11 protein-coding genes are annotated in these 11,092 nt (G+C 70.6%); 5 read left to right on the top strand and 6 right to left on the bottom strand.

Going from position 1 to position 11,092, the window contains the following annotated elements:
• Positions 1 to 1,138: 1,138 nt before the first annotated feature.
• Complete coding sequence (locus ACZ6CZ_RS36855; protein ID WP_469030286.1) at positions 1,139 to 1,471, top strand: helix-turn-helix domain-containing protein; 333 nt, start codon at positions 1,139 to 1,141, stop codon at positions 1,469 to 1,471.
• 48 nt (positions 1,472 to 1,519) lie between these two features.
• Here ACZ6CZ_RS36855 and ACZ6CZ_RS36860 read toward each other — a convergent pair whose 3' ends face one another.
• The 3 genes from ACZ6CZ_RS36860 to ACZ6CZ_RS36870 all read right to left on the bottom strand — a co-directional run bounded on the left by ACZ6CZ_RS36860 (position 1,520) and on the right by ACZ6CZ_RS36870 (position 4,401).
• Positions 1,520 to 2,338, bottom strand: coding sequence for a hypothetical protein (locus ACZ6CZ_RS36860; protein ID WP_469030288.1), 819 nt, complete (start codon positions 2,336 to 2,338; stop codon positions 1,520 to 1,522).
• A gap of 258 nt (positions 2,339 to 2,596) precedes the next feature.
• Positions 2,597 to 2,785, bottom strand: a complete 189-nt coding sequence (locus ACZ6CZ_RS36865) for an acyl-CoA carboxylase subunit epsilon (RefSeq protein ID WP_469030290.1) — start codon at positions 2,783 to 2,785, stop codon at positions 2,597 to 2,599.
• Positions 2,786 to 2,793: 8 nt separating this feature from the next.
• Positions 2,794 to 4,401 (bottom strand): acyl-CoA carboxylase subunit beta, encoded by a 1,608-nt coding sequence (locus ACZ6CZ_RS36870; RefSeq protein ID WP_469030292.1) that lies wholly within the window; start codon positions 4,399 to 4,401, stop codon positions 2,794 to 2,796.
• A gap of 321 nt (positions 4,402 to 4,722) precedes the next feature.
• Here ACZ6CZ_RS36870 and ACZ6CZ_RS36875 point away from each other — a divergent pair, with 321 nt between their 5' ends.
• Positions 4,723 to 4,965 carry a hypothetical protein gene (locus ACZ6CZ_RS36875; RefSeq protein WP_469030295.1) on the top strand — a complete coding sequence of 81 codons (243 nt, stop codon included), beginning with the start codon at positions 4,723 to 4,725 and terminating at the stop codon, positions 4,963 to 4,965.
• Between the two features lie 182 nt (positions 4,966 to 5,147).
• Here the strand turns inward: ACZ6CZ_RS36875 and ACZ6CZ_RS36880 are convergent, their stop codons facing one another.
• A complete protein-coding gene (locus ACZ6CZ_RS36880; protein WP_469030297.1) occupies positions 5,148 to 5,807 on the bottom strand; it encodes a response regulator in 660 nt (219 codons plus the stop codon).
• A complete protein-coding gene (locus ACZ6CZ_RS36885; protein WP_469030299.1) occupies positions 5,780 to 7,069 on the bottom strand; it encodes a sensor histidine kinase in 1,290 nt (429 codons plus the stop codon). The genes ACZ6CZ_RS36880 and ACZ6CZ_RS36885 overlap by 28 nt, the downstream gene beginning before the upstream one ends.
• A 152-nt stretch (positions 7,070 to 7,221) precedes the next feature.
• Here ACZ6CZ_RS36885 and ACZ6CZ_RS36890 point away from each other — a divergent pair, with 152 nt between their 5' ends.
• Entirely contained in the window at positions 7,222 to 7,737 is a 516-nt protein-coding gene (locus ACZ6CZ_RS36890) for a DedA family protein (protein ID WP_469030301.1), read from the top strand.
• Between the two features lie 157 nt (positions 7,738 to 7,894).
• Positions 7,895 to 9,760 carry an AfsR/SARP family transcriptional regulator gene (locus ACZ6CZ_RS36895; RefSeq protein ID WP_469030304.1) on the top strand — a complete coding sequence of 622 codons (1,866 nt, stop codon included), beginning with the start codon at positions 7,895 to 7,897 and terminating at the stop codon, positions 9,758 to 9,760.
• A gap of 166 nt (positions 9,761 to 9,926) precedes the next feature.
• Here ACZ6CZ_RS36895 and ACZ6CZ_RS36900 read toward each other — a convergent pair whose 3' ends face one another.
• Positions 9,927 to 10,565: a sensor domain-containing protein gene (locus ACZ6CZ_RS36900; RefSeq protein WP_469030306.1), complete on the bottom strand. Its 639-nt coding sequence runs from the start codon at positions 10,563 to 10,565 to the stop codon at positions 9,927 to 9,929.
• A 181-nt stretch (positions 10,566 to 10,746) separates the two neighbouring features.
• On the opposite strand from ACZ6CZ_RS36900, the gene ACZ6CZ_RS36905 reads away from it, so the two are divergent.
• Positions 10,747 to 11,001, top strand: coding sequence for a hypothetical protein (locus ACZ6CZ_RS36905; RefSeq protein ID WP_469030309.1), 255 nt, complete (start codon positions 10,747 to 10,749; stop codon positions 10,999 to 11,001).
• Positions 11,002 to 11,092: the final 91 nt, after the last annotated feature.

Consider the following 11,092-nt stretch of genomic DNA (forward strand, 5'->3'; position numbering starts at 1 on the left):
CCCGCGGAGCGGGTCCCACTGCGCTGCGCGCAGTGCAGCGAGCTGTTCCGCTTCGCGGAACAAGCTCCGTCCCCGCTCCGCGGGGACGGCCCGCTTCGCGGGGAAAACCGCGCTGCGCGCGGAACGCTCTCGCTTCGCGAGAGAGCAAGCCCCACTGCGCTGCGCGCAGTGCAGCGACCTGTCCTGCTTCGCGGGACAGGTTTGTTCCCGCTTCGCGGGAACGCTCTCGCTTCGCGAGAGAACCAACCCAACCTGCTGCTGCGCAGCGGGGACGAAACTGCGCGCAGTGAACTGCCGCGCTTCGCGTGGCAGTTCTGTTTCCGCTTCGCGGGAACGCTCTCGCTTCGCGAGAGATAACGAAGCGCAGTGAAGGCGGCCTCGCTGTGTGAGGGCCTCAATGTGCCTGTGGTGCAGGCACATTGAGGTGGGGTTAGGCGCTTGCGTGGCGGGGGGCTGTTGTTGCTCGGCTTGCTGCGTGGTGTGCGGGCCTGGACACCTTGGTTGCTTCGAGACGTCGTAGCCATACGGATGCGGTGAGGAGGAGGCCTGCGAAGACTGCCAGGAGAAGGGCAGATGTCCACATCTGCCGGCTTCCGGGGTGTTCCCATGCCATCCAGGCCACTGATGCGGCCCACAGGAGAACGCCTGCCGCGTAGAAGGCGCGGACCTGGCGCAGCTGCCGGCTGGCCTTCAGGGGCTTCAGGTGATCGGTGTTCGCTGCCATGTCGGCCCGTGTACCCAGCCGTGCGTTGTTAACCGGTTCGGACGGTGCGCAATGCCTGTTCGGTCCACCCCGTCTGATGCCCTCGCGCGTATGCATCATTCTGGTGTGCAGATTGTCTCTGGAGCACGGGCAGGTGGTGCTTGACGGTGGCCCGGGCGTCGGAGGCCCTGGTGGGGTCTCGGTCCGTCGTGCGGCAGTCACGCGTTACTTGGTTGCCTGACATCAGTACTCCGGGCGGGTGACTCGGTATCCCTTGCTGGTCCCTGCATCAGTGCAGGTCGGGAGCTGGTTCATTGGTATAGGGACAGCCGTTCGGCGTAGTTTTTGCACGAACTCCGTTTTTAGCTACAGCTAAACGTGGCATCCTTATAGGGAGGCAACGAACGTTGTCTCCCTATGAGTTGGGGGTGAAACATGGGCATCTTCGCCCGTGCTGAGAGCAACACGGACTTAGCGGCTGCCCGGCTGGCCAGGCAGGCTTCTGCTTCGTTGGCCGGCCTACTGGCGGGCCTGGACATGTCCCGCTCGGACCTGGCGAAGGCCATGGGGGTCAGCCCAGGGCGGGTCAGTCAGATCATGTCCGGCGACGGCAATCTCACTGTGCGCACCCTGGCCGCGGCAGCCGAGGCGCTCGGCGCGGAGGTGGAGATCAGCTTCCGTTGCCCGCCTCGCGGTACGGACGTCGCCGGTGCCGACGGTACGGATGCTTCGCCACTGAAGGACAGCGGACTCACCTCGCGGATGTGAACCGTGGCCTGAGCCGTTCTGTCCGAAAGTTGTCCTGCCTCGGAGGCCTCAGAGGTTCGTCCGCTGCCTCCGCTTGCGCCAGCGCTCGAGCCAGGAACGCTGCGGCGGTACGTGCGCGCTGCGAAACGCATCGTTCCATGTGGCCTTGGTGCGCAGGGCGGCCAGCTGCGGGTATTCGCTGCGGCGTCCGTGGATGTAGGCGAAGAGCAGCAGGTCACCGCACTCGGCGCGGGCTTCGGCGAATGCCCTGCGCAGGCGGATGCTTTCGCTCTCGGTGCGCTCTCGCGAGATGCCGGTGTCCGGGTCGCGGCGGGCCTGGTCGATCTGTGTCTGTACGTCCAGGGCCGCGTCGATCGCCTTCTCGGCATCCGCGTAGATGGTGTTGACGGTTTTGACGTCGCCTGTGAGTTCGTGCCGGTCCAGCAGGTACAGCTTGAGATCGTGGATGAACACGCGCAGTTGCACCGAGTTCTGGATGCCTTCCAGGAAGGTGTCGGACCAGGCCCGGGCGTCCAGGTGTACCCGCTCGATCAGTCTCTCCCTGACCAGGGCGATGCCCAGGGTCATGAGTTTGATGTAGGGCGGTGTTCCCTCTTCCTGCTTCCGTCTCGGTACCGCAGCCGCGCCCGTGGCAAGACCTGCCACGACGGGCGGTAGCGCACCGGCGTGCGGGAGCAGCGCCGCTGCCAGCACGGTGACGCCGCCGAGCATGCCCAGCATGAGAAGGAGCAGGCCGGCCGACCGCCAGCTGCCCAGCAGCCGTCCTCGCCGGGAGAAATCCCGCAGGAGCCCGACCCAGGCGATGGCGGCGCTCACCGCCGCGGGTAATGCGTACTGCGCCAGCCAGGCGTGTTCGTACCACTCCACCGACGGCCCCCTCGGCGTCCGCAATAAGACAAGGACAACCGGCAGCGCGCACGGGCGAAGCCGGTTTTCCCCCTCGGCGCGTCATGGCAGCGCCCTGCACACGGCGACCGGTCGTCGGGCTGCCGCGAGTGAGGACGATGATGTCACCCGGCGCAGGCTCCAGTTGTCACTTTGCGCAACAATTGGCCACCTCGGGAAGCGGGCTTGGGTTGGTCGGCCGGGCCGGACACGGTCCCGCCCGGCTGTTTGGGGTGCCGGTCAGCGCCGCCAGGCGCCGGGAGCCCGGTGGTGCGAGTGGGACCAGTTCGGACGGGGTGGGGCCGGCGTGGGGGCGGGGGGCCGGGGCAATCGGGCGCGGGTGAGCAGAACCGCGGTCAGTGCGGCCAGCTCGGTGGCGTCGGGGGCGCCGCGTTCCACGGTGAACAGGAGGGGTGCGGTGGTGGGCATGTCGTCTCCTACAGCGGAGGGTTGCCGTGCTTCCGTTCAGGTATCGAGGCGTGTTTGGTGCGCAGCATGGCGAGCGAGCGGATGAGGAGCGTGCGGGTCTGGGCGGGGTCGATGATGTCGTCGACGAGTCCGCGTTCGGCGGCGTAGTAGGGGTGCATCAGTTCGGACCGGTATTCCTCGATCAGCCGGGCGCGGGTGGTCTCGGGGGTGGGTGAGGCGGCGATCTCGCGTCGGAAGACGATGTTCGCGGCGCCTTGCGCGCCCATCACGGCGATCTCGTTGGACGGCCAGGCGAAGGAGAGGTCGGAGCCGATGGAGCGGGAGTCCATAACGATGTAGGCGCCGCCGTACGCCTTGCGCAGGATGAGCTGGATGCGCGGCACTGTCGCATTGCAGTACGCGTACAGCAGTTTCGCGCCGTGCCGGATGATGCCTCCGTGTTCCTGCTCGCGGCCGGGCAGGAAGCCGGGGACGTCGAGCAGGGTGAGCAGGGGGATGGAGAAGGCGTCGCAGGTCTGGACGAAGCGGGCGGCCTTCTCGCTCGCGGCGATGTCGAGTACGCCGGCGAGCGATGCCGGCTGGTTGGCGACGACGCCCACGACGTGGCCGTCGAGGCGGGTCAGGGCGCACACGACGTTGGCCGCCCAGCGGGAGTGCACCTCCGTGTAGTCGCCGTCATCGACGATCTCGGCGATGACATCGCGGATGTCGTAGGCGTGCGAGGGGTCGGCCGGGACCACGTCGAGCAGTGTGTCGTTGCGGCGGTCGGCCGGGTCGTGGGTCGGAGAGTGCGGGGGAAGTTCGCGGTTGTTGGAGGGCAGGAGCGACAGCAGGTGGCGGACCTCCTCCAAGCAGGACTCCTCGTCGTCGTGGACGAAAGCTGCCACCCCCGTCGTGGTCGCGTGGACGTCGGAGCCGCCGAGGCCGTTGTGATCGATCTGTTCGCCGGTCACGGCCTGTACCACGTCGGGGCCGGTGATGAACATCTGTGAGGTGCCGCGCACCATGAAGACGAAGTCTGTCAGCGCGGGCGAGTAGGCGGCGCCTCCCGCGCACGGGCCCAGCATCACGCTGATCTGCGGGATCACTCCGGAGCAGCGGGCGTTGCGGCGGAAGATGCCGCCGTAGCCGGCGAGTGCGGTGACCCCTTCCTGGATGCGGGCGCCCGCTCCGTCGCACAGGGCGACCAGCGGGGCGCCGGCTGCCTCGGCAAGGTCCATCACCTTGTGGATCTTCTCGGCGTGGGCCTCGCCGAGGGTGCCGCCGAAGACGCGGAAGTCGTGGGCGTAGACGAAGACGGTGCGGCCGTGGACCGTGCCCCAGCCGGTGACGACTCCGTCGGTGTAGGGGCGTCTGTGCTCCAGGCCGAAGCCCACGGCCCGGTGCCGCCGCAGGGGCTCGACCTCGGTGAACGATCCGGTGTCGAGGAGCAGGGCGATCCGCTCGTGGGCGGTGAGCCTGCCGCGTGCGTGCTGCCGGTTCGTGGCCTGCTCGTCCGGGCCGCGCCGTGCTTCCCCGTGGTGGCCGCGCAGTTCGGCGGTGCGCGTGGCAAGGTCCGGCCTTTCGGCGGGCGGGGGCTGTGGTGGGCCGGTGGCCGGCTCGGTGGCGAGGGTCATCCGAGTACTCCTCAAGCGGGGTTCCAGGGTGTACGTCGGAACCAGCTGTAGGCCCTTGGCCTTTACTTCTTCTACGAAGGCAAGAAACGGAGTTCTTCCGACCGCCGGATCGGAAGGGATTGATCCGCTGTCAAGCTACTGCCAACGCAGCACCCTGACATGAGTTTTTCCTGGTCGCGGGGGTGAGCGAGGGACAAGAATCTTATTCATCGGGGGGCGCTTCACCGGAAAGAGGGAAAGCGTTCACGGCAATTCCGATGGGCCATGTCTGCTCGCTCGGCGTCTTTTTCCGGTGTTCCGGGAACAATCCAGGGGGTCTTCGTGAAGGTCAGCTTTCTGCACACAGGTTTTGTCGCCGCAGCCGCCGTGACGGTGGTGCTCGGCGCGTCGGCCGCGGGGGCGGTCGCCCAGTCGGCACAGGGCGTGACCACGCAGGTGGCGGCGGCACTCGGGGACCCGAGCTGGGACGGCGTCCAGACGGATCCGAGTTGGGACGGCGCCCCGACGGACCCGAGCTGGGACGGTGCCGTGCCGCTGCCGGCGGAGGACCCCAGCTGGGACTGACCAGACGCGGACGTCCTCGTCGCACCGGCGAAGGCCCTTCTCCGAGCATTCGGTGAAGGGCCTTTGTCTTGCCCGGTCGGCGCGGGCGCGGCGATGTGCACCGGATGAAATCCGCCGCTGCCGTGCTTTCATGCGCCAGGAATCCGCCATTCCAGAAATGGGAATACGCGAGAATACGGCGATCAGGCCCGCAGGAAGGCGAGGACGGCGAGGACGCGGCGGTGGGTTTCGTCCGCCTGCGGCAGGTCCAGCTTCGCGAGGATGTTGCCGATGTGCTTGCCCACCGCCGCCTCGGACACGACGAGTTCGCGGGCGATGGCGGTGTTGGACTTCCCCTCCGCGACCAGGGCCAGGACCTCGCGCTCGCGGGCCGTGAGGCGCTCCAGCGGATCGCGGCGGCGGCGCAGCAGCTGGCGGACGACCTCCGGGTCGACGACCGTGCCGCCCCCGGCGACCTCCAGGAGGGCCGACTGGAACTCCTCGACCTGGCCGACCCGGTCCTTGAGCAGGTAGCCGACTCCGGAGCCGTCCCCGGAGTCGAGGAGTTCGGAGGCGTAGCTGCGCTGGACGTACTGGCTGAGCACCAGTACCGGCAGTGAGGGGCGGATCGCGCGCAGCCGCACGGCCGCGTGCAGCCCTTCGTCCGTGAAGTCCGGAGGCATCCGCACGTCGGTGACCACGATGTCGGGGGTGTGCTCGGCGACGGCCGTCATCAGTGCCTCCGCGTCCCCGACCGCCGCGACCACCTCGTGGCCGAAGCGGCCGAGCAGGCCGATCAGTCCTTCACGGAGCAGCACGCTGTCCTCGGCCAGGACTACACGGAGCGCTCTGTCGGCTCGCACGGGATCTCCACACGCAGTAGGGTCGGGCCGCCAGCCGGGCTGGACAGGGTCAGTCTGCCATCCAGCACGGACACCCGGTCCGCGAGTCCGGTGAGGCCGCTGCCCCGTTGGGCGTCGGCGCCGCCGCAGCCGTCGTCGCGTACCTCGAAGACGAGCCAGCCGTCCGCGTGCCGGCCGCTGACCTCCGCGCGGCGTGCCCCGCTGTGCTTGGCGACGTTCGCCAGCGCCTCGCAGACCACGAAGTAGGCGGCGGCCTCGACCGCTTCGGGCAGCCGGCGCGGCAGGTTGACCGAGACGTCCACCGGTACGACCGACCGGTCGGCGGCGTCGGCGACGGCGGCGCCCACACCGAAGTCGGCGAGGACCTTCGGATGGATGCCCTGGATCAGCTCCCGCAGCTCGCTCAGCGCCTTGCCGGCCTCGTCATGGGCCTTGGCGAGCTGGTCGGCCAGGGGGCCGGGCGGGGCGTCGAGCCGGGCCAGGCCGAGCGCCATGGTCAGGGCGACGATGCGCTGCTGGGCGCCGTCGTGCAGGTCCCGCTCGATGCGGCGGCGTTCCGCTTCGAAGGCGTCGACGAGGCGGACGCGGGAGCGCACCAGCTCGGTGACCTTCTCGCCCAGTCCGGTCTCCACCGGCGCGATCAGCAGCCGGGTGAGTTCGGCGCGGGCCACCGCCACGGCGCCGATCACATATCCGCTGACGGCGAAGAGCAGCAGGCCGGCGACGGCGACGGCGAACGCCTCGGGCCAGCTGGTAGCCGTCCACATCTTCAGTACCGGCGCCTGCTCGCCGTCCCCGGTCGTCGCCATCATGACCGGGGTCGCCACCAGTCCCGTCGGCACGACGAGCGCCATGACGAACACCAGCAGATCCAGCGGCCACAGCACTGTGGCGAAGGCCAGCGTGTAACCGAGCTCCCGCCAGGTCGCCGGTTCCCGGAACCGGGTGCGCCCCCAGGCCAGCAGCCCCGGCTCGTGCGGCACCCGGTGCGGCGTGGGAGCCGGACGCCGGTCGACGAGCCGCAGCCGCCGCCGTTCCACAGCCGCGACCGGCAGCCCGGACAGGGCGAGCAGCGCGAGCAGCGGCAGCCCGATCAGCACCACGGCCAGCGCGCTGCCGACCGCCGCTTCGAGAACGATCGCCAGGAGCACCATGATGCCGACGGGGGCGCTGCTGAGGAGGTAGCCGGCGGCCCGCCAGGGCCAGCCTGAGAGCAGGTAGCCGGAGCGGGTCAGTGCCTGCCACACGTTGAGTGAGCGCATGGCCTCACGGTAGGAGGCGGTTGTCTGCCGGGGCCATCCCTCCAGGGCGAGGGTCGGGGGTAGGGCGGGCCCTACCCCAGGACTCAGCCCAGTGGTCGTGTTCCGCGCGGCCTGGCGCGGTTGTCTTGGAGGCGGCGAAAGGGGGGCCGGAGATGCTGGCCTGGCTGACGGACCACACCCTGGTGTTCGGAACCTGGGGAATTCTGGCGGCGGTGGTGCTGCTGCCGGCGCTGGAGGCGGCGCTGCCGCTGATCGGCGTGGTGCTGCCGGGGCAGACCGCGGTGATGATGGGCGGCATGCTGGCGCATCACGGCCGGGTCCCGCTCGGCTGGATCGTGGTCAGCGCGCTGCTCGGTGCGGTACTGGGCAACGGCCTCGGCTTCGCGGCCGGGCGGCGCTGGAACACCCGGCTGCTGGACCGCCTGCCGCGCCGGCTGCTGCGGCCCCGCGCCACCGCACGTGCCCTGTCCGCCGTCCAGCGCCACGGCGGGCGGGCGGTGTTCGTGGGGCGGTTCACCGCCGGGCTGCGCACGCTGGTACCGACGCTGTGCGGGGTGTCGGGGATGCCGGTGCGGTCCTATCTGACCTGGTCCGTCGTGAGCAGCGCGGTGTGGGCGCCGACCTTCGTGTTCGTCGGCTACGGCGTGGGTTTCAGCCCGGGGCTGTGACGGCCCGGTTGAGCGTGCAACGTCTTGCCACCGCAGTCTCCTGCCCCTTCGCTTGGCTGACTTCGCAGGTCACGGCCTCCAAGAATGGTTCAGCAGGAGGCTGTGACGATCCAGCCGGCCTTCGCGACAGCAGTGCACGGCAGTGAGTGGGGGACTCATGGATTTCCAGCTTCTCGGTCCGGTGGAAGCCAGACAGGGCGACCGGCGCGTCTCCATGTCGGGGGCGAAGGTGCACACCGTGCTCGCCGCCCTGCTGCTCGCCCGCGGGAAGATCGTCACCGACGACCGGCTGAGCGCGCTGCTGTGGGGCTGGGACCCGCCCGCCACCATGAGCGCGCAGATCTACACGTACATCTCCCGGCTGCGCAAACTGCTCGGCCCGCAGGTGGAGCTGGTCCGCCGCCAGCCCGGATACCTCATCCTCATCAACGACGCCCGCCTGGACACCTCGGAGTTCGAGCGGCTCGGCAGGCTCGGCCGGGCCGCGTTCGCCGAGCAGCGTTACGAGGACGCGCACGAACTGCTCAGCGGGGCACTGGAGCTGTGGCGCGGCCCCGCGCTCGGCAACGTCACGACGTTCCTCGCGGACGCGGAACTCCCGCAACTGGAGGAGGCGCGGGCCGCGATGCTGGAACACCGCATCGAGGCGGACCTCGCGCTGTCCCGGCACCAGCAGCTGCTTCCCGAGCTGATCGGCCTGGTGACGGAGTTCCCGCTGCGGGAGCGGCCGCGCGCCCAGCTGATGACCGCCCTGTACCGGTGCGGCCGGCAGGCGGACGCGCTTCAGGTCTACCGGCAGGGCCGCCGCACGCTCGCCGACGAACTGGGCGTCGACCCCGGCGCCGATCTGAACGCCGCCTACCAGGCGGTGCTCCACAGCACCCTCGACCTGCCGCGGCCGGTGGCGGCGGCGTCCGCGCCGCACGCGAACACCCCGCAGAACCCGGGCGGTCGCCCGTTCGCGTTCGCGCCGCCGCCCGTCCCGCAGCCCGCGCCGCCCGCGATGCTGCCGGCCGACATCGCCGACTTCACCGGCCGGGAGGCCGAACTGGGCGTCCTGCTCAGGCAGCTGGCGCCGCCGCGGGCGGGACGGCAGCCCGTGTTCCGGCCGCAGCGCATGCTGATCACCGGCATGGCGGGAGTGGGCAAGACGGCACTGGCCGTGCACGCCGCGCACGCCGGCGTCCGGCACTTCCCCGACGGGCAGCTGTACGCGAACCTGTGCCACGCGGACGGCACGCCCAAGGACCCGGCCGAAATCCTGGTGCGGCTGCTGCGCGCCCTGGGTGAACCCGTCGCGGCACTCGACGGCCCGGACGCCGACCTGGACGAGCTGGTGCGGCTGTACCGCACCCGTACGGCGGGCAAGCGGCTGCTGGTCCTGCTCGACAACGCGGCCGGTGACCTCCAGCTCGATCCCCTGCTGCCCGGCAGCGCCTCGGCCGCGGTGCTGGTCACCTCGCGGGCGCGGCTGTGCGCGGTGTCCGGTTCGCACACCACGGCGTGCGAACCGATGGACCGGGGCGAGTCCCTGGCTCTGCTCGCCGCGGTCGCCGGTGCACGGCGGATCGCGGTCGACCCCGAGGCGGCGGGCGCCGTCGCGGCTGCCTGCGGAGGGCTGCCGCTGGCGCTGCGGATCGCCGGCGCCCGCCTGGCGTCCCGGCCGCACTGGTCGGCGGCGCGGCTGGCGGAGCGGTTCGCGAAGGAGGACACGCGCCTGCACGAGCTGCGCTTCGGGGATCTCGACGTGCGGCGGTGCGTGCTGTCCTCGATGCGTGGTTTCAGCGCGCGGGAGCATGAACTGCTCGCCGAGCTGGCGGTGCTGGGGCGCGGCCCGTTCCCCGCGGTCACGGCCGGGCTGCTGTTCGGGATGGCTGAGCAGGCGGCGGAGGACTTCCTGGAGCGGCTGACCGATGTGTCGCTGCTGGAGATGGCGGGCGTGGACGCGACGGGCCTGCCGCAGTACCGCTTCCACGAGATGGTGCTGATGCTCGCCCGGTCACTGGCCGGGACGCGCTGCTGAGGCGGGTTTCGGGCCTCTCGCGGAGTCCTGCCGGGGCACCTCTCGCAGGGTCCTGCAGGGGCAGGGTGCTGCCGACGGACACGCCGAGCAGGCGGCCGCGCCGCCCCGTTGAATGGATCGACGTGAGCGGCGTGGAAGGAGGTCGGTGATGAGGCGTCGGGCCCGGTCAGGTCAGCAGCATCCGCGCCCAGCCGGCGCGGGCACCGGCCACCACGGTCAGCGCGTAGGCCGCGACCGGCAGCAGCAGCATCCCGAGCGCGGCGAGCGCCCAGGCCTGCGGATAGGAGGTGACCGCCCACTGCTTGAGCGCCATGGTGGACTCACCGCCGCCGTACGCGGCCAGCATGTACGGGGTCGCCATCAGGCCCACGGGAACGGCGAGCGCGAAGACCACCGCCAGCAGGTCCAGCGGCCACAGCACTGTCACGAACAGCAGTGTGTAGGCCAGTTCGCGCCAGCTGGCGGCCTCGCAGAACCGCTTCCTGCACCAGGGGCCGAGTCCCGGCTCCTCCGGGACCTCGTGCGGGTCGCGCAGGGCGTGGGGGACGACCATCCGCAGCCTGCGCCGCTCGACCACGCCCATGGGGACGCCGGACAGCGCGGCCGCCAGCAGGACGGGCACCCCCACGAGGACGACGCTGAGCGCGCCGCCCACCGTGAACGCGGTGAGTATGGCGATCAGCCCGATCAGGCCCACCGGCGTACTGCTCAGCAGATAGGCGGCCGCCCGCCACGGCCAGGACGAGAACAGGAACCCGGGGCGGCGGACGGCCGCCCATACCGATGTCGTATCCACGATTGCCATGACTCCACCGTAGAAACGCGGTGCCCCCCGCGCCCAGCAGCCCAGTCGTACTCCCGGGGTATGCCTGGCCCTACCCCGAAGACTCTGTTCCGCCGCAATGTGCCGGACCCCCGACTCGCGGTTTCGTTGAGTCAGCAGTCGGAGCGCCGCAGCAGCGGGGCCAGGTCACTTGGGAGTCCATATGTCGACGGTCGCGAACACCCGGAGCTACGTCGAGACGTGCCCGCAGCGCTCGCTGGTGGCGGGGCGTCTGCCGGCCGGGGGTGCCGCACCGACGGTGGTGTTCACGGGTCCGCGGGCCGGCACCGGGACCACCTGTTCCGTCGTGCGGGCCCAGGCCGTCGGCGGCGTGTGGGTCGCCCAGACCCCGGGTTCCTTCTCCCACGCCTCCTACCGCGAGGGCGGCCGGTGCGTGACCCGCCGCCCCGTGGGCTAGGGCCTGTCGTTCGGATCATGTCGGCGTCGCGGGGCGTGGCACGCACATCTGCCGCGTTGTCGTCGGTCCTCGACGCTCCGCGTCGACTCCC

The organism is Streptomyces sp. NPDC041135 (assembly GCF_055592085.1).